The 25,527-nt window shown below is 69.0% G+C and carries 22 protein-coding genes; 11 read left to right on the top strand and 11 right to left on the bottom strand.

Going from position 1 to position 25,527, the window contains the following annotated elements; genetic code table 11:
- The first annotated feature begins 96 nt into the window (after positions 1–96).
- On the top strand, positions 97–2,256 hold the full coding sequence (locus KF709_02035; GenBank protein ID MBX3173168.1) for an Ig-like domain-containing protein: 2,160 nt from the start codon (positions 97–99) through the stop codon (positions 2,254–2,256).
- Here KF709_02035 and KF709_02030 read toward each other — a convergent pair.
- The 4 genes from KF709_02030 to KF709_02015 form a co-directional block, all read right to left on the bottom strand.
- The gene (locus tag KF709_02030) at positions 2,253–3,734 is read right to left on the bottom strand and encodes an aminotransferase class V-fold PLP-dependent enzyme (protein ID MBX3173167.1); all 1,482 of its coding nucleotides are present in this window, start codon (positions 3,732–3,734) and stop codon (positions 2,253–2,255) included. The two genes, KF709_02035 and KF709_02030, sit on opposite strands and share 4 nt — an antisense overlap.
- Positions 3,735–3,804: 70 nt before the next feature.
- Complete coding sequence (locus KF709_02025) at positions 3,805–4,908, bottom strand: hypothetical protein (GenBank protein ID MBX3173166.1); 1,104 nt, start codon at positions 4,906–4,908, stop codon at positions 3,805–3,807.
- The gene (locus tag KF709_02020) at positions 4,905–6,335 is read right to left on the bottom strand and encodes a hypothetical protein (protein ID MBX3173165.1); all 1,431 of its coding nucleotides are present in this window, start codon (positions 6,333–6,335) and stop codon (positions 4,905–4,907) included. Before KF709_02020 ends, KF709_02025 begins: the two co-directional genes overlap by 4 nt.
- Positions 6,336–6,408: 73 nt before the next feature.
- Positions 6,409–7,572 (bottom strand): DUF819 family protein, encoded by a 1,164-nt coding sequence (locus tag KF709_02015; protein ID MBX3173164.1) that lies wholly within the window; start codon positions 7,570–7,572, stop codon positions 6,409–6,411.
- 112 nt (positions 7,573–7,684) lie between these two features.
- On the opposite strand from KF709_02015, the gene KF709_02010 reads away from it, so the two are divergent.
- Positions 7,685–8,881, top strand: a complete 1,197-nt coding sequence (locus KF709_02010) for an isoaspartyl peptidase/L-asparaginase (GenBank protein MBX3173163.1) — start codon at positions 7,685–7,687, stop codon at positions 8,879–8,881.
- Positions 8,882–8,899: 18 nt separating this feature from the next.
- On the opposite strand, the gene arsB is transcribed toward KF709_02010, so the two are convergent.
- The 4 genes from arsB to KF709_01990 all read right to left on the bottom strand — a co-directional run bounded on the left by arsB (position 8,900) and on the right by KF709_01990 (position 11,787).
- The gene (arsB, locus tag KF709_02005) at positions 8,900–9,880 is read right to left on the bottom strand and encodes an ACR3 family arsenite efflux transporter (GenBank protein MBX3173162.1); all 981 of its coding nucleotides are present in this window, start codon (positions 9,878–9,880) and stop codon (positions 8,900–8,902) included.
- A 118-nt stretch (positions 9,881–9,998) separates the two neighbouring features.
- Positions 9,999–10,526, bottom strand: a complete 528-nt coding sequence (locus KF709_02000; GenBank protein ID MBX3173161.1) for an arsenate reductase ArsC — start codon at positions 10,524–10,526, stop codon at positions 9,999–10,001.
- Positions 10,523–11,407: an arsenite methyltransferase gene (locus tag KF709_01995; protein ID MBX3173160.1), complete on the bottom strand. Its 885-nt coding sequence runs from the start codon at positions 11,405–11,407 to the stop codon at positions 10,523–10,525. Before KF709_01995 ends, KF709_02000 begins: the two co-directional genes overlap by 4 nt.
- 47 nt (positions 11,408–11,454) lie before the next feature.
- Positions 11,455–11,787 carry a metalloregulator ArsR/SmtB family transcription factor gene (locus tag KF709_01990; GenBank protein ID MBX3173159.1) on the bottom strand — a complete coding sequence of 111 codons (333 nt, stop codon included), beginning with the start codon at positions 11,785–11,787 and terminating at the stop codon, positions 11,455–11,457.
- Between the two features lie 77 nt (positions 11,788–11,864).
- Between KF709_01990 and KF709_01985 the strand changes: the two genes are divergently transcribed.
- The 4 genes from KF709_01985 to KF709_01970 all read left to right on the top strand — a co-directional run bounded on the left by KF709_01985 (position 11,865) and on the right by KF709_01970 (position 14,934).
- Positions 11,865–13,496: a GMC family oxidoreductase gene (locus KF709_01985; protein ID MBX3173158.1), complete on the top strand. Its 1,632-nt coding sequence runs from the start codon at positions 11,865–11,867 to the stop codon at positions 13,494–13,496.
- Positions 13,496–13,885, top strand: a complete 390-nt coding sequence (locus KF709_01980) for a DUF423 domain-containing protein (GenBank protein MBX3173157.1) — start codon at positions 13,496–13,498, stop codon at positions 13,883–13,885. Before KF709_01985 ends, KF709_01980 begins: the two co-directional genes overlap by 1 nt.
- A gap of 67 nt (positions 13,886–13,952) precedes the next feature.
- Positions 13,953–14,237, top strand: a complete 285-nt coding sequence (locus KF709_01975) for a rhodanese-like domain-containing protein (protein MBX3173156.1) — start codon at positions 13,953–13,955, stop codon at positions 14,235–14,237.
- A 232-nt stretch (positions 14,238–14,469) separates the two neighbouring features.
- Positions 14,470–14,934, top strand: a complete 465-nt coding sequence (locus KF709_01970; GenBank protein MBX3173155.1) for a hypothetical protein — start codon at positions 14,470–14,472, stop codon at positions 14,932–14,934.
- A gap of 9 nt (positions 14,935–14,943) precedes the next feature.
- Here the strand turns inward: KF709_01970 and KF709_01965 are convergent, their stop codons facing one another.
- The gene (locus KF709_01965; GenBank protein ID MBX3173154.1) at positions 14,944–15,912 is read right to left on the bottom strand and encodes a hypothetical protein; all 969 of its coding nucleotides are present in this window, start codon (positions 15,910–15,912) and stop codon (positions 14,944–14,946) included.
- A gap of 43 nt (positions 15,913–15,955) precedes the next feature.
- The gene (locus KF709_01960; GenBank protein MBX3173153.1) at positions 15,956–17,713 is read right to left on the bottom strand and encodes a hypothetical protein; all 1,758 of its coding nucleotides are present in this window, start codon (positions 17,711–17,713) and stop codon (positions 15,956–15,958) included.
- A gap of 46 nt (positions 17,714–17,759) precedes the next feature.
- On the opposite strand from KF709_01960, the gene dut reads away from it, so the two are divergent.
- The 4 genes from dut to KF709_01940 all read left to right on the top strand — a co-directional run bounded on the left by dut (position 17,760) and on the right by KF709_01940 (position 23,361).
- Entirely contained in the window at positions 17,760–18,263 is a 504-nt protein-coding gene (gene dut / locus KF709_01955) for a dUTP diphosphatase (protein MBX3173152.1), read from the top strand.
- A gap of 17 nt (positions 18,264–18,280) precedes the next feature.
- Entirely contained in the window at positions 18,281–19,621 is a 1,341-nt protein-coding gene (locus KF709_01950; protein ID MBX3173151.1) for an insulinase family protein, read from the top strand.
- Position 19,622: 1 nt separating this feature from the next.
- Positions 19,623–21,722, top strand: coding sequence for an insulinase family protein (locus KF709_01945; GenBank protein MBX3173150.1), 2,100 nt, complete (start codon positions 19,623–19,625; stop codon positions 21,720–21,722).
- Positions 21,723–21,852: 130 nt separating this feature from the next.
- A complete protein-coding gene (locus tag KF709_01940) occupies positions 21,853–23,361 on the top strand; it encodes a DUF885 domain-containing protein (protein MBX3173149.1) in 1,509 nt (502 codons plus the stop codon).
- Here KF709_01940 and KF709_01935 read toward each other — a convergent pair.
- On the bottom strand, positions 23,324–24,922 hold the full coding sequence (locus tag KF709_01935; GenBank protein ID MBX3173148.1) for a PLP-dependent aminotransferase family protein: 1,599 nt from the start codon (positions 24,920–24,922) through the stop codon (positions 23,324–23,326). The genes KF709_01940 and KF709_01935 overlap by 38 nt on opposite strands.
- A gap of 29 nt (positions 24,923–24,951) precedes the next feature.
- Between KF709_01935 and KF709_01930 the strand changes: the two genes are divergently transcribed.
- The gene (locus KF709_01930) at positions 24,952–25,398 is read left to right on the top strand and encodes a nuclear transport factor 2 family protein (protein MBX3173147.1); all 447 of its coding nucleotides are present in this window, start codon (positions 24,952–24,954) and stop codon (positions 25,396–25,398) included.
- The last annotated feature ends 129 nt before the right edge of the window (positions 25,399–25,527 follow it).

Genomic DNA, 25,527 nt, shown 5'->3' with positions numbered 1-25,527 from the left:
GCGCCGCAGGCCTCTGGTCCGGACTGGGCCGCTCGACATCGCGAGAGCCCGAGTCTTGGTGACAGGAGCGCGGTGTCCACGGGTAGCTAGCGCATCGTGCCCAGATTCCACTTCGCTCAGACGGCGCTTGTGGCCGCCGCCCTCTCGTTGGTTGGCTGCTCGGACAACGGCCCGCTGTTCGAGGTCGACTCGATCCGTTTCCTCGACGGGCCGACAGTGACGCTGGAAGTGGGGCAGAGCCTCGAGCTCGGGGTGGAGTGCCTCGACCAACTTGGGCGCGTGATCAAGGGACATCGCGTGACGTGGGCTGTCCCCTACAGGTACGCATCGTCGCCTCCAGTGCCCGCGCACGGACGCGTGGTGCTGGACAGGCGGTCGAACCGCGCGAGGGTGCGCGCGATCGGCGCCGGCACACTGGAGCTCGCTGCCGCGTGTCTCTCGCAGCGCGAGTTCGACTCGATCTGGTGGGGCAGTTCGACGCCGGGAAGCGGGATCCACTACCCGGGGCTCTGGGGCATCTACCGCGTCACCGTCACGGATGAGGCGGATCCCGGCTGGGCGCTCGACGCGCCTACCGACACCCTTCGGCTGCGCGCCCCAACCGTCGAGGACTCGACCAGCGGCGTCACCGCACTGCTCACTGTTCGCGACAACGGACCGCTATTGCTCGCGCGAGATCCCGTCGACTTCGCGTGGAGCATCGATGACAACTCGGTCGCGACGGTGACGTCAGATGGACTCGTGCGCGCCGTTGGAGCCGGCGACGCGCTGCTTCGCGTCCAGTCGGGATCGCAGCAGGTCGAGTTGCCGATCCGCGTGGCCGCCGAGCTGGGCGCGGGCTGGGACATCGGCATCGTCGACGCACACTGGACCCAAGGCGCGCAGGACGCGCAGCAGCGTGTGCCGATGGTCTCCAATGGCCGCGCGGCGGCTGTGAACGTCTTGGCGTTCGCGACGCCCGGGGCAGCACCTTCGGACGTGGTGCTGGAAGTGTGGGATGCGCAGTCGAACCGAATCTGGACTGACCGCGTGGCACTCAACCCTGATACGGCTGCCGCGCCGACCTTCGCCACCCCAAGCGCGCAGTTCCTGGTGCCTCGGACCGTGCTTCGCTCGGCGACAAGGTGGCGCGTCGTCCGCGACAGTAGCGGAGGCCCTGATGCGCTTGCGGCGAACGATGCCTGGCCACGCAGCGGCTCACGCGCGCTGAGCAGCTTCACGGCGCCACCGCTGGATCTGCGGCTGGTGCCGCTGCGGTTGGCAGGCAACGACAACGCCATCACGCCGCTCACGGACGCGGACCGCGTCTGGTACGACTCCATCGCCAGGATTCGCCTGCCGCTGGGCGAGGTCAACGTGCGCATCGAAGCTCCGCTCACGGTGCAGCGCGCGATGTCGACGCGAGACCAGCGCAGCGCCAGCCCGGGCATCGATGCCGGGCTCTTCGAAGAGTACCTCGACGCGGTTGATGCCCGGCGGCTGGCAAGCGGCAGCAGCGGGCGCGAGGCCTACTGGCTCGGCGTGATCCCGAGATTCTCGCCTGACGCCGGGACGCCGTGGGGTGGGATGGCCTACATTCCGTCCTCAGCCAGCGAGACGGGGCCGATGGCGCGCTCGATGGTCGCGCTCTCGCACGAGTGGTACACGTCGCCCGTTTCTGCCGGGGGCACGGTCTCGCACGAACTCGGACACGCCATGGGACTGCGTCACGCCCCGTGCGGGTCGGCCGCGTGGCCGGACCCCGCGTATCCAGTGCCCGATGGCGCCGTGGGCAATTGGGTGCACTGGGTAAGCGCCTGGGAGCACGGCACGCAGACCAGCGCGCCAACCATCGCGCCGACCACCGGCGACTTCATGGGCTACTGCGGCAGCGGCTTCGTCGGTCCGTATCATATGCGCGCCTTGATCGAGTGGCGCGCGATGTCGGGAGCGGCTCTCCAGCTCCCGTCGATGCCGCAGCGCGTCGCTGTCGTGAGGGGCATGCAACACGGGGACCGCATCGAGATCTATCCCATCACCAGCCGCGATGCGGATCCTGCGGAAGGCAGCGGGGCAGGGCCCTTGGTTGAGCTCCTCGCGCCAGACGGCCGAGTACTGCGGCGCGTCCGCGCACGCTCGGGTCAACTCTCCGATGGCAGCGGCGTGCCTTTTGTTGCCTACCTGCCAATCGACCTGGATGCCGCCGAGCCGGATCTGCGCATCCGCGTGAGCGACGGCGCGCTCAGCGCCGAGTCGCCGCTGCCAACCGGACGCTAGCCCAGCGCCCCCGCGTACCAGTCCGCGACCGTCTCCCGCAGCCCCGCCGTCGCCGTGCGATGCACGAACTCGTTCGTGCGCGGCGAATACTCGTAGTCCGCCGCCCAGGCCGCCCCGTTGCGCGCGATCTGCTCCACCGCGTCCAGCGTGTACCGCACATCGTCCATCAGCGTCGTCGGATGGAACGAGATGCGCACCCAGCCCGGCTTCTCGGAGAGATCGCCTTGGTCGATGCGATCGGTGATCGCCTTCGACCGCGTGGGATCCACGTGCAGCAGGTAGTGCCCATACGTGCCGGCGCAGGAACAGCCTCCGCGTGCCTGCACGCCAAAGCGATCGTTGAGCAGCCGCACCACGAGGTTGTAGTGCAGCTCCTCGATATAGAACGAGAAGATGGCCAACCGATGCCGCACGCTCGGCGCCAACACGTGCACGCCCGGCATCGCCGTCAGGCGGTCCATCGCGTAGTCGACGATCTCCCGCTCGCGCTGCTGCATCGCCTCGACCGTCATCGCGTCCTTGAGCTGCACTGCCAACGCCGCGCGGATGGCTTGCAGGAACCCAGGCGTACCGGCATCCTCGCGGGCCTCGATGTCCTCCAGGAACGCGTACTGCCCCCATGGATTGGTCCACGCGACCGTGCCACCGCCGGCCTCGTCGGGCACGGTGTTGTGGTACAGCGACTTGTTGAACACCAGCACGCCCGAAGAGCCAGGCCCACCAAGGAACTTGTGAGGCGAGAACACGATGGCGTCGAGCGTCGCCTCCGGGTCACCAGCCGGATGCATATCGATGCCCACATACGGCGCCGAGGCGGCGAAGTCCACCACCACGATGCCGCCCGCGCGATGCACGCGCCGCGCCATCTCGTGATACGGCGTCATCGCGCCCGTGACGTTCGAGCAGGCACTGAATGCGCCGATCTTGAGCGGGCGGTCCTGGTACCGCGCCAGCGCCTCGTCGAGCGCTGCCAGATCCACCAGTCCTTCGGCGTCCGGCGGCAGCACCACCACCTCGGCGATGGTCTCGTACCACGAGGTCTGGTTGGAGTGGTGTTCAAGATGCGTGACGAACACCACCGGGCGCTCCTCGACCTTCAGCGTGACGAATCGCCGCAGGCCCTCGGGCGCCTTGAGCCCCAGCATGCGCTGCAGCTTGTTCACCGCGCCGGTCATCCCGGCGCCGTGCGTGAGCACGAGATCGTCGGGGCCGGCGTTCACGTGTCGCTTGATCCGCGCGTGCGCCTCGTGGTACGCCAGCGTCATCGCGGTGCCCGTCACGGACGACTCGCTGTGCGTGTTCCCCACGTAGGGCCCGAAGCGCTCGGCCACCGCCGTCTCGATCGGGCGATACAGCCGGCCGCTGGCAGTCCAGTCGGCGTACACCAGCCGCTGCTCGCCGTAGGGCGTGGTGAAGCTCGTGTCGTTGCCGACGGTCTGGGCGCGGAAGGGCGCGAAGTGGCGCTCGAGGTCGTTCATATCCATAGAAAACTGGCGAATTCCGGCCCGCCGAGGGAGTGCGTCGCGCGTATTGGCCCGCAGCCCGCCCCTAGCGCCGTCGCAGCAACAGGCTGGCCTGCCAGCCTGAGAAGTCGGCCTGCGAGGCGTCGCTGGTGGAGTGCAGCGTGCCGCTAGTCGCGCTGTAGCTCGGCACGAGCATCGTCTGCCGTCCCACCGGAATGCCGATGGCGATGCCGTAGCTGCGCAGCTCGCCGGCGAGGTCGCCGTCGATTTGCCAGCGGCGCGAGTCCATCGTCGGACGGATCATCCAGCGTCGCAGCGGCAACGTCACAGCCGCGGAGAGATTGCGGATGTTCTCCGGCGGCGCCGGCCCGCCGAACTGCTGGCCTGACTCGCGCGAGAGATTCCACAGCCCCAAATCGACGCTGGCCTTCCAGACGGGCAGCGACCAGCCGAGCGTGGTCAGCGTGCGGTCACCGGTGGAGTAGGTCGTGGCGTTCGCGGTCTCCTCACCGAACGACATAAACGTCATTGCCACCGATGCCGTGCCCAGCCACAGCCGACGCTCGGCGCTGACGCGCAGGCGCGTCTCGTCACCGGGCTGGTAGACGATTTCCTCGCTGCCGGAGCCGTAGGGCACGAACTCCATCGACTTCCTCAGGCTTCCGCCCACGCCGAGGTTGATGCCGAGCAGGCGCACGGCCGCCGCGACGCCCGCTGTCCCGGCGGGTCCGTTGCCCATCGAGGAGATGGGCACGCTGAGGAAGTCGTTGCCGATGGTGCTGGCCGCCTCGACCTGCGTCGAGTCGATGTAGTACTGGCCGGATGGCGCGTTCACGCCGAGGGTCAGCATCAGGTGGTCCATCAGGATGCGGATGTTCGCGCGCAGCTGCGTGTCGGTACCGCCGTAGATCTCGCTGTGGGTGGAGTCGCCGTGCACGATGCGCGTGTACGCGGCGGCGGTGGTGAGGTCGACCGAGAAGCGGCGATGGAACGGAAAGACCATCGCGAGCGGGATTGACGCTTGCTCCAGGCGACGCGACGTCGCGCCCTCGCCGAAGGTCAGCGTCATCCCTGTCGGTTGGAACAGCACGGTGGTGCCCGTGCTGTCCTGCGCCGTGAGCGGTGAAGCGAAGGCCAGCACGGTGGTCGCCAGCGCGATGACGCGCGACTGCACGCGTGCGCGCCTCACGGGAGCACCCGCACGAAGACGAGGATGCTTGATACGATCCGGAGTCGGTCCTGGCCACTCACGTTGCTCGGCAAGTCGAAGATCGGCGTCGGCGGCGATCCTGGTGCCGCCGCAAAGGTGACGGGCGAGACCGAGGGCGGGTTCACGCCGAGCGATGTCGCCGCGAGCGTCGCGCCGAGTGGGCCGGCCGGTGCCGCCGGGAGCCTCGGAATTCCGGGTAGCCCGGGAATCAGCGCGGGCGGCGCAGGCGGTAGCACGACGCCCTGCACGGCCGTGGAGACGACGTTGCGCTCGCTCACGGGCATCGCCGATTCCAGCGTGGTCGCATTCACGGCGGCGCCCACCATCGCCGCCTGCGCCAGGCCGGCGCGAGACGCGGCGGCTGCAAACGAGGGATCTGCCACGCGCGCTTGCTCGAACAGGCGCGCCGCGTCCTGGAAGCGACCGGCGTCCATCGCCACGAGGCCACTGCTGTAGAGCAGGAAGGCCTCGAAGTTCTGCGTGTGACGTACGCCGATGGCCGCCCGCTCTTCGTCCGTGAGCACGACGCCCAGTTGGTCGAAGATCTGGAAGACCAGATCCTTCTGGAGGTCGAAGAACTTGTCCATCCCGTCACTGACCCGCGCCGGCGACGAGATCTCGGACGTCCGCACGCTCACGATGCTCGACGTGAGCGTCAGCGTCTCGCCGCCGTGCACGATGTTGCCGTTGACGAGTCGGCCCGCCTGGATCAAGCGGCCCGCGCGCACGGCGGACGCGCTGTCCACAGCGCCCGACGCACCGAGTGCGATCTCGTCGGCCAGGGCCTGCATGCGGTCGCGCTCGACGACCACGAGCTGGCTCGACTTGCCCAGGTCGGTGATGACCAACTCGGCGAGGCCGCGCTCAAGCGGTGACAGCGCCGCGGCGTCGGGGCCCGAGTAACGCATCGGCGGCACCGCGATCGTGCGCGGGTCGCCACCACCCGGCGCGAGCGTGGCCTCGGCCGCGACCGCGGCCTTGGCCGCCGCCACGGATTCCAGATGCGCGATGGCCACGAGTCGATCTCGGACCTGTGCTGCGGCGCGCTTGGCCTTGAACGCGTACCAGGGCCGCTTCACGGCGAGATAGTCTGTGTACGCAGTGCGTGCGCTGGAGTAGTCGCCCAGCTGGTCTGCAGTCAGTCCTGCATAGAGCGCGGCGACCGGATCGGCGGCATCGAGCGACCGCGCTGCCTGAAGCGGCGCGGTCGCGTCGGCGTAACGCTCAGCCTTGAAATACGCGACACCCAGCGCACGTTGCGTGGAGAAGTCTTCGGGCTTTGCATCGCGCGCGGCCTCAAGTCGGGCCAGCGCCTCGGCGGACTGCGCGGCGAGCGGCTCGCGGGCGATGGCGAGCAGGGCGACAGCGAGCAGGGCGCGGACGAGCAGGCTACGGCAAAGGCGCATCAGGACTCCCGGCAGCGTTCGGACTTCCAAACGTGGCACACGCCGTCTTTGCCGAGCAAGTCCTGTGCCGCAATCAGCCCAAACGCGAGGCGACCCAGAATCCGAGGAAGTTGCCCAGGGCATTCCCGACCGATCCCACCAGCACCGCGGGGAGCACCAAGTCCTCGCGGCCCAGCGAGCGGGCGCAGGCCAGCGCGGAGGTGCCGCCGCCGACGTTTGCCTGCGAGGCAATGGCGGCGATCGTCGCATCCATCCGGAACAGCCGCGCGCTGCCGAAGATCACCACGCCGTGCATGCCGACCGTGATCAGCGCGAACAACAAGAGCGTGACGCCGAGCTCCCCGACGGAAACCAACGCGCGCAGGTCGCAGAAGGCCCCGATCACCGTGAGGAAGAGATACACGGCAAACAACCCGATCACGCGCGGCCCACGCAGCCGCGCGACGGCAGGAATCTGTGCCAGGAGCAGCGCGATCACCGTGAGCACCAGCATCGTCGGAACCCTGACCCCACGCCCGGACAACCACAGCGCCACAACCTCAGCGATCCACACCCCGCCCGCGCCAAGGCCAAGCACCACGGCCAGGTCCACCGGATGCAACGGCTCGGTATCCTCTTCGATGCCGAGCACGGGACCATCGCCGGCCGAGACCGTCGTGCCGATGCCGCGGAACATCGGGGCGAGCAGGCGCGGGAGCGTCAGCGTCGCCACCATCCAGATGGTCGTCACGATGTTGTCCGCCACGATGCTGGCGGTGTAGACCACGCCGTCGCGCACCACGTCGTACTCGAGCGCCACGGCGTTGAAGTTGATGCTGCCGCCGACATAGGTGCCGGTGAACATTCCCGCGACGCCGGCGAGCTGTCCGTGCAGGGCATCGCCGCCGCCGACGAGCTTGGCCGCGGCAAAGGCTCCCACCGCCGTGCCCCAGGCGCCGATCAGGAACAGCGCGAGCATCGGCACGCCCGCCTTGCGCACGGTGCGCAGGTTCACGCCGAGCAGCAACCAGAAGATGGCCAGCGGCGCGACGTAGGTGAAAATCCCGTCGTAGACCGGCACGGGCTCCGCCGTTGTGGAGCCCGCCGGAATCAGCCCGACGTTGGCCAGCACCGCCGCGAGCAGGATGCCGAGCAGTGCGGTGCCCGCGTGGCGCAGCACCGTGCGGCGCACCAGCCACTCGGAGGCGAGCACCACAAGTGCCAAGACGGCCAGCACGGCGAGCGGTGACGAGAGCATCGGTCGGGAATGTACGCGCGCCTGCGTGGTCCGCGAGGCCAGTCGGGGCTACACTACGGACGGCTGCCTCGGCGACCGCGCGAGGCCTGGTGCTCCCTGACCCCGATTCCCGATGACGAGTCGTCGCGATTTTCTCCGCACAAGTGCCGCAGCCGGTGTGGCCGGAATTCTTCCCACCCGTGCTGCGGACGCGTCACCAAGCCGCGCCGAGACAACGGCCGCCGCATCCGCACCGTCCATTCGGCGCGGCCGCGCCGTCAAGCCGATCGTCATCGCCGACTACTCGGGCTTCCAGTTCCGGAACGGCGGGGCGGAGAACGCCGTCGAACGTGCGTTCCGCGGCATCACGGCCGGCGAGGACGTTCTGGACGCGCTGATTGCCGGCGTCAACATCCCCGAACTCGATCCCACGGAGAACGGCATCGGCTACGGCGCGCTGCCCAACGCGGACGGCGTGGTGCAGCTCGACGCCTCGTGCATGCACGGGCCCAAGCGCCGCGCCGGGGCGGTGGCGAGCATCGAGGGAGTGCGCACGCCCTCGCTCGTGGCCAAGGCGGTGATGGACCTCACGGACCACCACTTGATCGCCGGCCGCGACGCGCGCGAGTTCGCGCGGCAGCTTGGCTTCGCCATCGAGGAAGATCTCAATACCGCCGACAGCCGGCGCCTGTGGATGGAGTGGCGTCGGCGCGTGGATCCGGAGCACTGGTTGGATCCGAACGGTACCGGCCGCCGCCGTCGCGATGACAACCGGCCCGCCCACGAGCGCGACCCGGACCTCGGCCTCGCCGCCGGCCTCTCGATGGTGCGCGACGGGTTGATCCGCGAGGGATCGTTCTGGGGCACCATCAACTGCAGCGGCATTACGCCCAGCGGCGACCTCGCCAGCGTGACGACGACGAGCGGCCTCGCGTGGAAGATCCCCGGACGTGTTGGCGACTCGCCGATTCTCGGGGCAGGGCTCTACGTCGACAACGATGTCGGCGCGGCGGGATCCACCGGTCGCGGCGAGGCCAATCTCTACAACCTCTCGTCGTACTTGATCGTCGAGAACCTGCGGCGCGGGATGTCGCCCAAGGACGCCGGAATGGACGCGCTGCGGCGCATCCAGAAGAACACGGTGGAGCGACGGCTGCTGAACGAGCGCGGGCTGCCGAACTTCAACGTGCGCTTCTTCGTGCTCGACAAGCAGGGCCGGCACGCCGGCGTGGCGATGTATCACGCCGGCGAGACGAAGTTCGCGCTGTGCACGGAGAACGGCGCGACCGCGCCCGATCTCGAGCCGTTGTTGCCGGGGTCGCCGAGCTAGGACGCGCGCAAGGTGGGGCTAGGCGGCGGAGAAGAACCGCCGCCTGGCCCACAGCGACACGTACACGAGACCCACCAGCGCCGGCACCTCGATCAACGGACCCACCACCGCCGCGAGGGCCTCGCCCGAGCCGATGCCGAATGTCGCCACGGCCACCGCGATGGCGAGCTCGAAGTTGTTGCCCGCCGCCGTGAAGCTCAGCGATATCGTCGTCTCGTAGTCAAAGCCGAGACGCAGGGCGAGCCAGAACGCCGCGCCGAACATCAGGCCAAAGTACGCCATCAGCGGCAGGCTGATCCGCAGCACGTCGAGCGGCAACTCCACAATGCGGTTCCCCTGCATCGCGAACATCAGCACGATGGTGTAGAGCAGGCCCAGCAGCGCGGTCGAACCGAAGCGCGGCGCGAACTCGTCGTCGTACCACTCCCGCCCCCGGCGCGCGACGAGCGTCCGCCGCGTCACGTAGCCCGCAAGCAACGGAATGCCAAGGAAGATCAGCACGCTCTTGGCGATCTCCCACATCGAGACATCGATCGCCGTGGACTCGGCGCCCATCCAACCCGGCATTACCGTAAGGAAGAGCCAACCCAGCACGCTATAGGTCAGGATTTGGAACACCGAGTTGAGCGCGACCAGGACCGCAGCCAGTTCCGCCGACCCGCAGGCCAGCGTGTTCCAGACGAGCACCATCGCGATACAGCGTGCGAGCCCGATGAGGATCAGTCCGTTGCGGTACTCCGGCAGATCGGCGAGGAAGACCCACGCGAGGCCGGCCATCAGCAGCGGGCCGATCACCCAGTTCAACAGCAGCGAGGTGCCCAGCACCTTGGTGTCGCCGATGCGCGCGCCAATCGTCTCGTATTTCACCTTGGCCAGCACGGGATACATCATCCACAGCAGCCCAATTGCGATCGGAACGGAAACGCCGGCGACCTGGACCCGATCGAGCGCCTGACCGAGGTTCGGGAACAGACGGCCGAGCAGCACGCCGGCAGCCATCGCGAGAAAAATCCAGGCGGGCAACCAGCGGTCGAGCGTGGAAAGGCGTCGGAGCACCGGCGCGGTAGCGGTGTCGGGCGAGCCAGCGGTGTCAGCGGTCACGGTGCGGGGGTGGGGGTCATTCGAAGCTTGGCTGCTGCCGCGCGTCGTGAATCGCCTGCGCTGCCTGTGTCAGGGCGGCGTCATCCAGCTCCTGCAGTGGCAGGGCCAGCAGCGCGTCCACACGCTCCGCGAGCGCGTCGAACGTGGCGGCGAAGGCGCGCCGCGCCGCAGTGGGCTCCGTGTGGTCCGCGGGATCGGGGAGTCCCCAGTGCACCTGCGCAAATGCACCGGGGAAGTACGGACAGGCCTCACGCGCGTTGTCGCAGACGGTGATGACGAGCCCAAAGCGCTGATCGGCGACGTCGTCGATCGACTTCGGCACGCGGCCCGCCCACCTGATTCCCTGTCGCGCCAGCTCCTCGAGGGCAAATGGATTCACGCGCGCCGCGGGTCGCGAGCCGGCGCTGTCGGCCTCCACGCGGCCGGCGACCCGTGATGCTCCCCGGGTCGCCAGCAGCGCCTCGGCGATCTGGCTGCGCGCCGAGTTGCCAGTGCAGAGCACCAGCACCCGGAAGGCACCTGGTACCTGCGGCAGCTGCATCATGCCGTCGCTGCGGCGCCGACAGCGTTGCGCGGCTTGGTGGCGCGCACGAAGCCGGACATGAAGCGTCCGTCGATGTCCGCGATGCTCGCGTCCACGTCGAGTCCCGCTTCCTCGAGAAACACCCGCGCGTCCTCGCTCTTGTAGACACGCGTGGGCTCGATGTCCACGTCCTCGAATCCGACGTCGCGCAACAGCGCCTTGAACTCGCTCTCCTCGAGCGCACCGGCCACGCAGCCCACCCAGAGCTCCATCGACCGCCGCACCGCCGCCGGGACCTCACCGCGCACAATCACGTCGCTCACCGCGAAGCGGCCGCCGGGCTTGAGCACGCGGAAGGCCTCACGTAGCACGGTGGGCTTGTCGGCCGAGAGGTTGATCACGCAGTTGGAGATGATCACGTCCACCGACGCGTCCGGCAGCGGGATGGCTTCAATGTTGCCCTTCATGAACTCGACGTTGGACACGCCGGCCTCGTCGGCGTTGCGGCGCGCCAGTTCGAGCATCTCATCGGTCATGTCGAGGCCGAAGGCCTTGCCCGTCGCTCCCACGCGCCGCGCGGAGAGCAGCACGTCGATGCCGCCGCCGGAGCCAAGGTCCAGCACAACCTCGCCGGGGTTCAGCGCCGCCAACGCCGTCGGGTTTCCACAGCCGAGCGAGGCGAGCACCGCAGCACTCGGCAGTTCCTGCGTCTCACCCGAGACGTACAGGTTCGAGGTGATGGGGTCGGTGCTGCCGTTGAAGGCCGCGCCGCCACAGCAGGAGTTCACCGGGCCACAGCAGGAGGCCTGCTCACCCGCGTCGAGCACGCGGCGCGCGGCCTCGCCGTACTTCTGCCGCACGATCTGGGTGACGTTCTCGGCGCTTCGTTGTTCGGTAGCCACGGCAAAACTCCTATCAAGAAATGTTGATGAGAAAGTCAAAAAAAAGATCAGCCGCAGCAGCGGCCGAAGACGCGGAGTTGACGGCCTGCGGGGCGCTCGGTGGCCAGCACGCGCAGGACGTCGTGGGCCTCGCCGAGAGTATCCGACGCCAACGTGTAGTAGGCCCACCGCCCCTCGCGCCGGTCGGTCACGATCCCGGCATCCTTCAGCACCTTGAGGTGAAACGAGAGGCGCGACTGCGCCGCGTCGAGTTCGGCCTGCAGGTCACAGACGCAGCGTTCGCCGTCGCGCAGCATCTCGACGATGCCGAGTCGGGTTTCGTCCGACAGCGCGTGGAACAGCTGACGGGCGCGGGCGAGGTTGATGGCTGCAACGGGCATAGGCCAATTATATCAACCATTTTTGATGTGTCAAGTGCTCACTTCGCTTCCTCTCGTCCAGCGCGCACATTCCTCCGGTGGCCCACGACTACGATTGGCTGATTGTCGGCTCTGGATTCGGCGGTAGCGTGGCCGCGCTTCGGCTCGCCGAGAAGGGCTATCGCGTAGCGGTGCTCGAGGCTGGCCGGCGCTACGCTGACCAGGACTACGCGAAGTCCAGTTGGGATCTGCGGCGCTTCCTGTGGTGGCCTGCGCTCGGCCTTCGGGGCATTACGCGGCTGCTCCCGCTCAAGGATGTCTTCATCGCCGCAGGCGCGGCCGTCGGCGGCGGGAGCACGGTCTACGCCAACACGCTCTACCGCGCCAAGTCCGCCTTCTATAGAAATGCGCAGTGGGCTGGCTTGGGCGACTGGGAGCGGGCGCTCGCGCCGCACTTCGTCACGGCCGAGCGGATGCTGGGGGTCACTGAGGTGCCGTTCGAGAGTACGGCGCAGTCGCTGCTGCGGGAGTTGGGGGAGCACCTTGAGGTCCCGGAGACATTCACGCGCACGCCGGTTGGCGTGTACTTCGGCGAACCAGGGCGGACGACGGACGATCCATACTTCGGCGGTGAGGGTCCGCGGCGCACGGGCTGCACGCGCTGCGGCGCCTGTATGGTGGGCTGTCGCGTCGGTGCCAAGAACACGCTGCTGAAGAACTACTTGTGGTTCGCCGAGCGTCGTGGCGCTTCGGTGCTCGCGGAATCCGAAGTGGAGTTCATTGAGCCGATTGGCGCTGCCGACGGCAGCGACGGCTATCGTGTGACACTGTGCCGTCCGGGTGCCTGGTTTGGCGCCGGGCGCCGAACGCTCACGACGCGCGGCGTGGTCGTCGCGGCAGGGGCGCTGGGCACGAATCGGCTGCTGCTGCGGAACAAGCAGGCGGGAACGCTGCCGCGCCTGTCCGACCGTGTCGGTGAGCTGGTCCGCACGAACAGCGAGAGCATCCTCGCCGTGACCTTGCCGGACGACGCCACAAAGCCCTGGCAGGACGTGGCCATCAGTGGCAGTGTACATCCCGACGAGGACACGCACATCGAGCTGTGTACGTATGGGCGTCACGGGGACTTCCTGATGACGTTGCTCGCGCCGCTCACGGGAAAGGGCACGCGACTGACGCGGCCGTTGATGCTGCTGGCGGCCATTGCCCGGCATCCCCTCCGTTTCCTGCGCTCGCGAATCCCCGTCGGCTGGAGCAAGCGCACCCTGGTCGTGTTGGTGATGCAGACGAACGACAACGCCATAGCCCTGCGGCTGCGTCGCGGCTTGCTCGGCGGCTGGGGACTGCGGACGTCGCAGCATCGCGAACGCCCGAACCCAACGTTCATCCCGGTGGCGAACGCGGCGGCGGAGTGGCTGGCGCAACGGACCGGCGGCTTCGCCCACAGCAGCGTGTTCGAGGCGGCGGCGAACATTCCCACAACGGCGCACCTGCTGGGCGGTGCCGTGATTGGCGCCGACGCTTCGCGCGGTGTGGTGGACCACCAGCTGCGCGCCTTCGGCTACGAGAACTTCATTATCTGTGACGGGTCGGCCATGCCGGCCAATCCCGGCGTGAACCCGTCACTCACGATTACGGCGCTGGCGGAGCACGCGATGTCGCAGCTGCCGCCGGCGTCGCGGTCCGCGGCGCCCCGGACCGTTCCCCCCAACGCAGCAGCGGAGACTTGATGCAGCGCCTCTTTCTCGTGATCGGCAGTCTTTCGGCGGCAATGGCCGTGGCGGCTGGCGCCTTCGGTGCCCACGCGCTCAAGGAGCGACTTGATCCGCGGTCGCTGGAGACCTTTGAGACGGCGGTGCGCTATCAGATGTACCACGCGTTGGCGATCATTGCCGTGGCGTTGTTTGTCGGACGGTCAGTTGCCGCGACGACCAGCGGCGCCGGCGGTCCAATACGAGTTGCCGGCTGGTTGTTCGTAGCAGGCACGCTGCTATTCAGCGGATCGCTGTATGCCCTGGCCCTGAGCGGGGCGCGTTGGCTGGGTCCGGTCACGCCGCTCGGAGGGGCCTGCTTGCTTGCGGGTTGGGTTGCCTTCGCGGTCGCGGCGGGAAGGGCTTGACGGAAGGTCCCAGCGCGTCTAAAATCAACGGAATAGTTATATAGTCACTTTCAATCGACAGGTCTGCATGCCCAAGTTCCAGAACCGTTCCGTTGACGTCGTCCTCGATGTGCGCAGTCGCCTCGAGTTCATGCTCGGCCGCCTCGACGGCGCCGAGAACATCCCGGTCGACCGGCTGCCGCAGGCGCTTGTGGATCGGACCGAGATCGGACGTGGCAGCCGAATTCTCGTGTACTGCGCGAGTGGCGCGCGCTCGGCGGCGGCCGCGGCGGCGCTCAAGGCCGCCGGGTTCAGCAACGTCGTCGACGGCGGTGGCTTGAACCAGGCCAGGGCCCAGTACCAGAACGCCTGATTCAAGCGGCGGCCACGCGGCGCGGGCGAAGGATGGTGCGGGCCTGGGACGGCACCATTGCCGCGCCGACGCCCGCACGATTCATTACGTAGCAATGCTGTGCGCCAACTGCGAACGCGAGAGCAATAACCAGCGGGTCTGCCCGTACTGCTTCACCCCGTATCCGCAGGCGGAGGCCGGGCCTGGCAAGCGCCCGACGCGCCGCACGACTGGGGTAAGCGGGATTTCGAGCGTGCCGACGCCTTCGAGCGTGCAGGCCGTGGCCCCGCCCGGGCTGGTCGGGCGGCTTCTCGGGTTCATCGGCCGCCAGTCGCCCATCGTCAAGTTCTCCTCGGCGGGCATCATTCTCGTCGTGGTGCTGTGGATCGCCACCTCCCCGGACGAGGGGGAACTGGTCGGGACGGGCACCGGCGGCGCACCGATCGAAGCGACCCCGATGCAGCGGCAGGAAGCGGAGGCGGTCATCCGGATGACCCGCTCGACCGCGCTGGTGGACGTGCAGCAGGACGAAGTGTTTGTGAGCTATCCCGCCGCCACGTTCCCCATCCGTGAGGACGGCCAGCTGGCACTGGCCCGGCAGTTCGCCGCGGCGGATGCGATTGTCGAAGGACGGCAGCGCCGGATCTTCTTCTACAATCCCAACGGGAAGCTCTTTGCGCAGTCCGATGCGACGCGCGGCCTGATCATGCTGCCGTAGCGCCTGGCGCTACTGGTACTGCACGTACAGCACCTTGGGGCGCAGCGCGAGGATCTGCTCGATCGTCGTGCGCGGATTGTCGTTGCGCTCCTTGTAGAACTGCTTCCAGCCCACGAACTGCACGGGCTCGGGGACGATGTGGTTCCGCCAGGTGTTCATCTTGAGCGTTGGCGACCCGAAGCCGTCCATATGCATCACGACCTGCACGTGCGGGTCGAGCCGGATGTCGCCGGCGTTGGTGACGCCGCGTCGCGTGAAGCGGTGCACGATGAGGACCTTGGGTGGCAGGTCGTGTCGCTTGGCGAGGTCGGCGAGGTAGCGGATGGCGACGTTCACGTCGCTGGCGTCCATCGTGCCCATGCGCTTGCCGGGGATGCCGCCGTTCTTCATCGAGAACTCGGGGTCGATGGCGGCGTGCACGTGCGGCAGACGGAAGAATCGCTCGTAGCGCGGCAGTTCCTGGCCAACGCTGGAGTATCCGACCTGGAAGTCGAGGAACACGATGGCCCCGCGCGTCTCGGCCCACTTGAGCACGCGCTCAACCAGCGTGTCGGCCATCCGGCCGCGATACATGCTGTCGGGACCTGGCAGTTCGCGGGCGACGACCGTGATGATCTGCAGCGCGGGCTGCACCGGCGTGTCGGGATCGGCGGCCTCCCAGGCCGCGACTTCGGCGTCCAGCATCGCCAGCATCTGGTCGGTTGGGTACTCGCCCAGCACGCCCATCCGGCGCGAGAGCGGGTTGCCGTAGAACGCGATGATGCGCTTGTGCGGCAGGATCGCGCCGGGAAGTGCGCGCGCGCTCGTGCCTGCAGACTTTGGCCGTCCGCGCAGGGAGTCCGGGGAGGCCTGGACGAGCGCCGGCGCGGGCGACTCAGCGGGCGAGACGGCAGCATTCGAAGTGACATTCGAAGCGGCGGTCACGCCGGCCAACGCAGCGACGACGACGAGGGCAGGAAGGAGATGGCGGTACGGCATTGCGACGGGAATCTAACGAGGGGCGCGAGGCGGCCCGACGGACTCAGGGTGCTACGACGACGAGTCGGCGGTCGGTGCGCAACACGAACTGGCCTTCGACGCCGATCTCCAGCTGCACGAGGTAGTCTCCCGGGCGGAGCGTCGAGATGTCGAGCTCGAGCGCTCGCGCCGTGAACGGAGCGCCGCGGGTGGAGACATCCTCCACCGACAGGCTCACGGGCGCCGACTCCTTGGCCAGGCGAAGGGCCTGCAGCCCACGACGGAAGAAGCCCGCTTCCTCGGTCTCCGGGACGATCGTCAATGAGACGCTCAGGCGCTCACCGGACGGGTTCGTGTTGTAGACCTCCCAGTACACGCCCAGCTTGCCGTCGGGCGGCACCCGCTGTGTGCTGAGTGCGTGGGGAATGGCTTGCTCGACGCTCGACGGCAGTTCCCCGTACGGCTTGTAGAACAGCAAGTCAGAGAGCGCGACGCGGGTACCGACGGCATACGGTGGCCGCACGCCGTAGCGGGCGCGGGCGAGGGCCGAACGCGCGGGTGCGGCAATCTCCGCGCTCATCAACAAGGGCCCCCAGGGCGCGCGCGCCGTGAGGCGTCCGGTTGCCGGCACATCGCGCGCAACCGTCTCGAATTCCCGCGGCTCGCCGCCCGGCGACAATGTGAGTGATCCCTCGAGCGCGGTGCCGGTGAATGCGGTCAAGTCGCCGACGTCGTAGGCGAGCACCACCAGTGCGGTGTCCCCGCGTCGGAACAGCGCCTGCTGGTGCTCCAGCATCACCAACTGCTTGGCGTAGGGCGGGTGGTAGCGCGCCACCACGGGCGGCAGCTGCACGGCCCAGTCGATCGAGTCGGAGACGATGGGCGAGGTGAGGACGTGGTGCGGCGGGATGTAGCGGTAGGCCGGCGTGGGCTCGCTGCCGACCACGTTCAGCTGTGCCGGTCCGCCGAGCCCCATCGGGGCGTCGGGCCCGCGGGACCAACTGTCGGGCCAGCCAAATCGCAGCACGAGCTCGCGTTCGTCCTCGTCAAAGCCGAAGGGATACGCCGACACAGCGCCGCGCAGGAACTCCACGTATGTGAGCCGCGCGAAGTGCTCCGTGCGGGAGTCGTTGCCCTGGATGCCGTAGCGCACACGCGAGAGCCACCAGGTGCGGCGTTCGAAGGCCTCGCGTTGCTCGCTGCCGCAGCTGCTTCGCTGGTATTGCCGGCGCGAGTCCTCGTCGAGGTACAGGGAGATGTCGGTCCAGCGACAGCGCTCTCCGACCGGGAGGGCCTCGAGCAGGCGGTCGAAGGCATGTTCGGCGTCGCGGTATCGGCCCAACCGATGCAGGGCGAAGCCCTGAAGGGCGTCGCACCACCAGCCGAACGCCTTGCAGGCACGTGCCGCGTCCAGTGCCCGTTCGCCCTTGCCGTCCTCGTCGAGGTACCGCACGAGCTGGCCGGTGAGCCAGGTGTCGGTCGGATTCAGCGCGACCAGCGAGTCGAGCACAACGAGCAGGCGCCCGCGCGCCTCCGCCGTCTGGGCAGGCTCCGGCACGGGCGCGGCGGTCTCGTCATACCAGTAGCAGAAGCGGCCCACCACCTCCTCGCAGCGGCTGCCGCTGGCGCCTCGACTGAACGGTAGGTGGGCGCGGCGAAACGACTCGAAGCGGGCCTGCTCGCGGACGCCGAAGCTGCGGGGATCGAGCGGCGGGGCGGCGCTGCTGTCAGTGGCGTGAGCCTGTGCGCCGGCCGCGCCGGGCACGAAGACCGCAAGGGCGAGCAGCAACAGTGGCGTGGCGAAGCGACGGTGGGTCGACACGGTCGAATGATACCCGAAGGTCCGCTCGGGGTTGTACCTTCCGCAGATGTCCATCATCACCTTCGAGGCCCTGCAGGCCGGGGTCGAGCCGCCGCGGCGCGCGACGGCCGCCAGTGCAGGCCACGATCTCGCGGCCTGCCTCGCGGCGGATACCGTGCGCGTGTTTCGGGATGGCCGGCCCGAGCTTCGGGCCGTCGCGACGGATGCCGAGGGGCGCTTCGTGGAGTTGGAGCCGATGGAGAAGGCGCTGATTCCCCTTGGATTTCGCGCGCAGTTGCCGGAGGGTTATGAGGCCCAGGTGCGTCCGCGCTCGGGGACCTCGCTCAAGACCGACTTGGTCATCGTGAACAGTCCGGGCACCATCGATGCCGACTTCCCCGACGAGTGGATGGTGCCCGTGAAGAACGGCGGCCTGATGGCGCTGCGCGTACGGCACGGCGAGCGCATTGCGCAGATGGTGCTGGCGCGCTTCGAGACCTTGGACTTCGTGAACGGCGCGGTGGCGGCGAGTACCGACCGCGTCGGTGGCTTTGGATCCACAGGACAATGACCCGAAGACCTTCCCCGTTGCGTCGCGCCCTGGTGGCCGCGACGTCTGCGCTGCTCCTCGGCGCGACCGTGGTGCCGGCGCAGGAACCGGCGCCCATCCGCGTCGAGACCTACGTCCTCACCAATGGGCTGCGCCTGTTCGTCGTGGAGGATCACACGTCGCAGGTCGCGGCCGTGAACCTCTGGTACGATGTCGGCTCGCGGGACGAGCGCCCCGGCCGCACCGGCTTCGCGCACCTGTTCGAGCACATGATGTTCCAGGGGTCGGAGCACGTGGCGAAGGCCGAGCATTTCCAGCTCATCGAACGCGCCGGAGGCAGCGTGAACGGCTCGACGCAGCCGGATCGCACCGACTACTGGAGCGTGGTGCCGTCCAACCGTGTGAACCTGGCGCTGTGGCTGGAAGCGGACCGCATGCGTTCGCTGGCGGTGTCGGCCGAGAATCTCGCGAACCAACGCGAGGCGGTGAAGGAGGAGCGTCGACTGCGCTTCGACAACCAGCCGTACAACGGGTTCATCATCGACTCCCTGCCGTCGATGTTCGACCGCGACGGTTGCTTTGCCTATGGGCATTCGATCGTCGGGTCGATGGATGACCTCAACGCGGCGACCGTGATGGACGTCCGCGAGTTCTTTCGGACGCACTATGCCCCCAACAATGCCACGATTGTCGTGGCGGGTGACGTGCGTCCCGCGCAGGTGCGGCAGCTGGTGCAGGAGTACTTCGGGGACATCCCCGCCGGGCCGCCCCGCGCGCCAGTCCGCTGCCGCGAGTCGTCCGGCGCAGGGGCGGTGACGAAGCGGATCACGGATCCCAACGCCACGCTGGCGGCGGTCCTCGTGGCCTACCGCACCGTGCCACCCAGCCATCCCGATCATCCGGCGCTTGGGCTGCTGTCCACGATCCTCGGCGAGGGCGAAAGCAGCCGGCTGAATCGCAGTCTGGTGCGGGACGCGAAGGTCGCGGCCCAGGTGCAGGTGCTGCATGATCCCTTCGGTGCCATGCGCGACGCGGGGGTCTTCGCGGCATTCGCGGTCGCCAACGTCGGCGTGTCCGCCGATTCCGTGCAGCGGGGCCTTGAGCGCGCACTGTTCGCCGCCGCGGACGGCATCACGACGGACGAACTGGAGAAGGCCAAGAACGCCTGGCGGGCGCGCACGATCTTCGCGCGCCAGCAGGCCCTGGCCGTGACCGAGGCCGTGCAGCACGCGGCGATGTTCCTCGGCAGCCCGATGGCGGTGAACGCCGAGGCGGCGCGGGTGAGTGCCGTCACCGTGGCGGATCTCCGTCGCGTGGCGCGCGCCTATATGCGACCAGGCAACTCGCTGACCCTGCTGCTCGAACCGGAGGGCAACTGACGTGCGCCCGTTGATGCGAGGGACACCACTCGTCGTGGCGCTGCTGGCGCAGCTGGCGTTGCCGCCACAGGCGTCGCTGGCCGCACAGCAGTTTCCGACGCGTCCGCCGGCGGCGTTGCCGCTCGAGGCTGCGCCGTTCCCTCCCTTCGTGGAGTTCGAGCTGGGCAACGGCCTGCGCGTCGTCCTCGTGCCGAGTGAGAAGCAGCCGGTGCTGTCGTTCCGCATCTCCGTGCTCGGCGGGTCGCTGTACGATCCAGCCGGCAAGTCGGGCGCGGCGGACCTCGTGGCCGGCTTGCTCACGAAGGGGACGGTTGCGCGGAACGCCGAGCAGTTCGCCGAGGCGATCGAGCGCGTGGGCGGGAGCATCAGCGCGTCGGCGGGCCCGGATTTCCTGTCGGTGAACGCCGCGGTGTTGGCGGCGGACCGGGAGCTGGCGTTCGACCTCGTGTCCGAGGCCCTGTTGCGGCCGACCTTCCCGACGTCGGAGATCGAGCTGTTGCGCACACAGACGCTCTCGGCGCTCGAGTTTGCCCGTTCGCAGCCGGGTGCCATCGCCGGCCGCATCTTTGCGCAGGCCGTGTATGGGGATCATCCCTACGGACGGCGCGCGGACGCGGCGAGCGTGCGCGCCATCACCCGCGACGACCTCCTCGAGTTCCACCGGCAGCGCGCGCGCCCCACGCAGGCGCTGCTGGTGATGGCGGGTGCGATCGACTCGACGGAGGCGCATCGGCTCGCCGAGCGGGCCTTCGGTGCCTGGAGTGGGCGTGGTCCGTCGCCGCCGCCGGCGCGGCCGGCGCCGCAGCGGGCGCGCACAGAGATCGTGCTGGTGCATCGGCCGGGGTCGGTGCAGTCGAACATCATCATCGGCAACACGACGTGGATGCCGACGGACATCCGCGGCTACGCACTCACCGTCGCCAACCAGGTGCTTGGTGCGGCTGCCGACTCGCGGTTGTTCCAGGACCTGCGTGAGGTGCGTGGCTGGACCTACGGCGCGTATTCCTCGGTGGCCCGCGCGCGCGGCATCGGGACGTTCACCGCGACGGCCGAGGTGCGCACCGAGGTGACGGACTCCGCCGTGGTGGAGATGCTCGCCCATCTGCGACGGATGGGGAACGAGCCGGTGCCACCGGAAGAGTTCTCGCGGCACCTGGAGACGCTGGTCGGGCAGTTCCCGCTCGAGGTCGAGACCGCGGCGCAGGTGGCGGGGCAGGTCGCGACGGCGCGGCTGTTGGGGCTGGCCACGGACTACGTGCAGACCTACCGGCAGCGGCTCGCCGCGGTGACGCGCGAGCAGTTGATGGCGACGGCGCGCGCCGGGATGCGCGCGGACGCCGCGCTTGTCGTCGTGGTCGGGGACGGAACGGAGTTACGCGCGCGCCTCGAGGCCATCGCGCCGGTCACGATGGTGGACGTCGACGGGCGCGCGTTGTCGACCGAGGCCGTGGCCGCGGCGTCCACGACCTTGCAGTTCGATGCGAGTCGTCTGGAGGCGCGCAGCGACTCGTTCACGGTCTTCGTGCAGGGACAGCCGTTCGGCTTCCAAGTGAGTGAGCTGCAGCGTACCGCGGACGGTTGGGAGTTCCGCGAGCAGTCGTCATTGGGGCCGGTGATCCAGCAGCGCACCACGGTGCGCTTTGATGCCGCACTGACGATGACGTCCACACGGCAGGAGGGCCGGTTCCAGGGCAACGACCTCTTCCTTGAGGTGCGCTACACGGACGGTCGCGCCAGTGGCGAAGGCGTGACGCCCGGCGCCGGGCAGATGCAGTCGGTGCAGTATCGCGATGTGGCCGTGCCGCCGGGGACGGTGGACGACAACCTGCTCGTCGCCCTGTTGCCCTTCGTGCCCTGGCAGCCGGATGCGTCCATCAGCGTGAGTGTGCTCGCGACCGGGAAGGGAACGGTGGAACGACGGACGTTCCGGGTGTTGGGCGAGGAAGTGGTCACGACGCCCCTTGGCGCGTTTGCCGCGTTCCGTGTGTCGTACGAAGGGGGCGAGGCGCCCGGCACGTACTGGATTGAATCGTCGGGCCAGCACCGAATCCTCAAGTTCGGCCCGACGGGCGTGCCGTTGGAGTTCGTGCGGGAGCGGTAGTGGGCGGTGGAGTTTGAAGCGGACCAGCGACCGCGGGTGAACTGGTACGGATGAACGTGCGGCCGCTGCGTAGTACGTGGAGCGCGCTGCACTTTCGCAGCGCCGAGCCCGCCGCACCTTCGAGGCCCCAATGACCGATCGCGCTGTCCGTCGCGTGCGTCTCCTGACGCGCGCTGTCGCACCGTCACTCGCCACGCTGGCGCTTGCCACGCAGGTGCTGTCCGGACAGGCAAGCTGCCGCGACGACGAGTGGCACGTGAGTCCACTGAGTGGGCCGCATCTCCAGATTGCGGGACAGTTGGGGGCCACGCCATCGGACGCGGCCGCGGCGGCCCGGAGTCTACAGAGCATGCGCGGCGTGCCACAGCGACTTGCGGCGCACCGCGCGCGTCTTGAGGTGGGACGCGTTGACGGCTTCACCGCGTCACGAGACAATGTGCTGCGCGTCCTGGATCAGCTCGAGGTGCTGGATGCGGAGCTCGACCCGTCCGCGACGCCTGCGCCGCTGACGTCAGTCGAAGGGCCGGTCGGGGACTCGCTGCGGCAATCGGTGCGGGGCGAAGTGCGCACGGCGCTCCGGGAGTACGCGGCGTACCTGCGCGAGACGTACATCGGCAGCGCGCGGGAGAACGGAGGCTTGGCGTCGTTGCCCGGCGGTGCCACCTGCTACCGCGAGCGGGTGTTGCAGATCTCCGGCTTGGACACCCCGCCGGAGTCGCTGGCGGCACTGGCCGCGCGCAAGGTTGCCGCGCTCGACGCAGAGTTGGCCCCGGTGGCGGCGCGACTGGTCGGGCCAATGCCGCTGGCCGATGCGAAGCGCGTGCTGCGTCGCGACCCACAGTTTCTCTTCACGAGCCGGGAGGAGATGCTGGAGTCGGCACGGGCGCTCGAGCGTGCGTTGACGCCGGCCGTGGCGCGCCTCTTCCACAACCCGCCGTCGGCGCCGTTGCTCATCGAGCCCACGCCGGCGGTGCGCGAACGCTCCGATCCGCCGGCGCGCTACGGTGCCCCCCGCGGCCCCGGTGAACCTGGCACGTTCTACCTCAACACCTGGCAGCCGGACTCGCAGCCGCGGTGGAACCTACCGGTCGCGGTCTCGCACGAGGGCGCGCCGGGGCATCACTTCGAGCGGACCTATCCGCGCTCGGTCGAGCTGCCGGCCTCGGCGCGCAGCCGCGGTATCGGCGCGTACATCGAGGGCTGGGGGATGTACGCGGAGGAGATCGCAGCGCGCGAATCGGGCGCGTTGGAGGACGACCTGTCACGCGCGGGCTTCCTCCTGCACTTCCTGGACGCGTGGAACGCGTTGGAGCTGGACGCGCGCATCCATCTGGATGGCTGGACGCGCGAGGAGGTCATTGCCCAGACAATGCACGTCACCGGAAAGTCGCGCACCGTGGCAGCGCTCTACGCCGATCGGCACACGGCGGCCCCCGGCCAGTTGGCCAGCTACATGACGGGTTACAACGCGATTCGCAGCATGCGCGACGAGGCCGAGCGTGAGCTCGGCTCGCGCTTCGATGTGCGCGACTTCCACGAGCGCGTGCTCGAGGCGGGTCCGCTGCCGTTGTCCACCGTGCAGGAGCGGGTGCGTGCCTGGATCAGCGCAACCCGCGCAGCGGGGCCAGGGCCCGCGTAAGCCGCTGCACGCCCTCGGCGATGTCGGCCACGTTGAGGCCGGCGTAGCCGAGGACGAGGCCGGGGTGGATGGGACCCTCGCCCATCCGGCTGAGTGGCATCACGTCGACCCCCTCGGCGGCCGCGAGCGCGGCCGCCTTCTCGTCCGACACGCCCGCCGGCAGCCAGCCGACGACAAACAGCCCCGCCTCGCCGGGCGTGAGCTCAAGCATCCCGCGCAGGTGTCGCTGGACGCCGTCGCGCAGCGCCTGCTGGCGCTCGAGGTACACGTGGCGCAGGCGGCGCACGTGGCGCTCGAAGTGTCCCTCGGTGATGAAGTCCGTCAGCACCATCTGTTCGAGCGTGGGCGAATGGACGTCGTGCATGTGGCGCATCGCCAGCGCCGCGGGCACGAGATCCGGTGGGACCACGAGGTAGCCGAGCCGCAGCGACGGGAACAGCACCTTGCTGAAGGTGCCGATGTGCAGGACGCAGCCGTGCGTGTCGCTGCCTTGGATGGCGGGCAGCGGCCGTGTGGCGAAGCGCAGGTCGGCGTCGTAGTCGTCCTCGACGATCCAGGCTTTGGCGCGCGCGGCCCAGGCCAGCAATGCCTCGCGGCGCGCGGCGGACATCGTCACGCCAAGCGGCAGCTGCCGGGAGGGGGTGACGAACGCAGCGCGTGCGTCGGCGGCATCGCGCAGGCCGTCTTCCACACGCATGCCTTCGGCGTCCACGGCGATGGGCACGGGCCGCGCGCCCGTGGCGAGGAGGGCGCCTCGCGCCCCGTGATAGCCGGGGTTCTCGATCCAGGCCCGATCGCCAGGGTCCAGGGCTAGGCGTGCCGCAATCGACAGGCCTGCCTGTGCGCCGCCGACGATGAAGACCTGGTCGGCGGTGCAGCGCACGCCGCGCGAGGCCGCGAGGTAGCTGGCGACGGCCTCCCGCAGCGGGAGGTAGCCCTGCGGGTTCGCATAGCCCAGGTCGCGCGCGGTGATGCGCTGCCAGCGTCGCGAGAGCAGGCGTCCCCAGAGCGCGTAGGGGAAGAGGTCGGTGGCGGGAACGCCAGCGCGGAAGGCGCGAGGCGGCTGTTCCAGCCGCGGCGTGACGCTGTCCCAGATGCCGGCCACGTTGCGCGCGAGCGTGGAGGCGCGCGCTGTGCTGCGCATCGTGCGCGGTGGCAATGCCGCCGGTTGCATCACGTGGTCGGGCAGGGTCGTGGCGACGCGCGTATCGCTGCCGCCGCGACCGACGGTGTAGCCCTCCGCTCGCAGCTGTTCGTAGGCCATCACCACGGTGTTGCGCGAGATGCGCAGGTCCGAGGCGAGGGCGCGGGTGGACGGGAGCCGCGTGCCGGGTTGCACCACGCCATCGCGAATGGCCTTTCGCACGCCGAGGTAGACCTGCCGATACATCGGGGTGTCGCTGGCTGGGTCGAGCGGCAGTGCGAGAATGCGCTCGCCGTGCACGCGCCGCAGCGGCATCGGGCGGTCCGCCGCGCGGGTTGTGGTCCTTGGCCCGTCCTCGCGGGCTGCGACATTCCCCGGTGTCGCCGTGGATCGATCGATCTGCTTGCGGTCTTTCACTCCCACCCCAGCCTCCTGTGCACACTTCAATGGAATCCAGCGTCGCCGAGCGCGAACTCGACGCGGTCCTGGCGACCCTCTACGGCGCCGTCTCCGGCCCCGCCGGCGCGGCCAGGGATTGGACGGCGCTGGCGTCGCTCTTTCATCCCTCAGCCAGACTGCTCTGCCTCGATGCGGGGGTCGACGGCTACGACGGTGCTGCGATGACGCTTGACGACTACCGACGCACGCGATCGCCCTTCTTTGACTCGACGGATTTTCACGAGACCGAGTTTCGTCGGGAGACGCATCTCCAGGGTCCGTTGGCGCTCGTGTATTCGTGGTACGCCGGCCGTCGCAGGCCCGGTGGGGAGGACCTCGTGCGCGGCGTGAATGCCATCCAGTTGTGCCGCCAGCGCGGGCGCTGGGTGATCCTGTCCGTTGCGTGGTATCGGGACCACGATGCGGTGGGGCCGCTCCCGCGCGCTCACGAATAGTCACGCGGCGCCGCGATCGCGCCCGGTCCACTTGTCCCGTGAGGAGCGGGCCGGTCGGACCGCCGGACGGCCGGAGGCGGTCCACTCCGACTGCCCGGCGGTAGGCCACTCGCGACGGGCGGGCGCCGG

It is taken from the genome of Gemmatimonadaceae bacterium, from assembly GCA_019637445.1.
In the GTDB taxonomy this organism is placed as follows: Bacteria; Gemmatimonadota; Gemmatimonadetes; order Gemmatimonadales; family Gemmatimonadaceae; genus Pseudogemmatithrix.
The sequence above is the reverse complement of the archived record's forward strand: the minus strand, read 5'-3'. Positions and strand labels throughout refer to the sequence as shown.

What these genes read in the sequence shown, in the direction of transcription:
- KF709_02010 (MBX3173163.1), top strand. Translation starts at nt 7,685, where the DNA reads ATGACGAGTCGTCGCGATTTTCTCCGCACAAGTGCCGCAGCCGGTGTG.
- KF709_01990 (MBX3173159.1), bottom strand. Translation starts at nt 11,787, where the DNA reads ATGCCCGTTGCAGCCATCAACCTCGCCCGCGCCCGTCAGCTGTTCCAC.
- KF709_01930 (MBX3173147.1), top strand. Translation starts at nt 24,952, where the DNA reads ATGGAATCCAGCGTCGCCGAGCGCGAACTCGACGCGGTCCTGGCGACC.
- KF709_02015 (MBX3173164.1), bottom strand. Translation starts at nt 7,572, where the DNA reads ATGCTCTCGTCACCGCTCGCCGTGCTGGCCGTCTTGGCACTTGTGGTG.
- KF709_02030 (MBX3173167.1), bottom strand. Translation starts at nt 3,734, where the DNA reads ATGAACGACCTCGAGCGCCACTTCGCGCCCTTCCGCGCCCAGACCGTC.
- KF709_02020 (MBX3173165.1), bottom strand. Translation starts at nt 6,335, where the DNA reads ATGCGCCTTTGCCGTAGCCTGCTCGTCCGCGCCCTGCTCGCTGTCGCC.
- arsB (MBX3173162.1), bottom strand. Translation starts at nt 9,880, where the DNA reads ATGGCTGCCGGCGTGCTGCTCGGCCGTCTGTTCCCGAACCTCGGTCAG.
- KF709_01980 (MBX3173157.1), top strand. Translation starts at nt 13,496, where the DNA reads ATGCAGCGCCTCTTTCTCGTGATCGGCAGTCTTTCGGCGGCAATGGCC.
- KF709_02000 (MBX3173161.1), bottom strand. Translation starts at nt 10,526, where the DNA reads ATGATGCAGCTGCCGCAGGTACCAGGTGCCTTCCGGGTGCTGGTGCTC.
- KF709_01940 (MBX3173149.1), top strand. Translation starts at nt 21,853, where the DNA reads ATGACCGATCGCGCTGTCCGTCGCGTGCGTCTCCTGACGCGCGCTGTC.
- dut (MBX3173152.1), top strand. Translation starts at nt 17,760, where the DNA reads ATGTCCATCATCACCTTCGAGGCCCTGCAGGCCGGGGTCGAGCCGCCG.
- KF709_01965 (MBX3173154.1), bottom strand. Translation starts at nt 15,912, where the DNA reads ATGCCGTACCGCCATCTCCTTCCTGCCCTCGTCGTCGTCGCTGCGTTG.
- KF709_01975 (MBX3173156.1), top strand. Translation starts at nt 13,953, where the DNA reads ATGCCCAAGTTCCAGAACCGTTCCGTTGACGTCGTCCTCGATGTGCGC.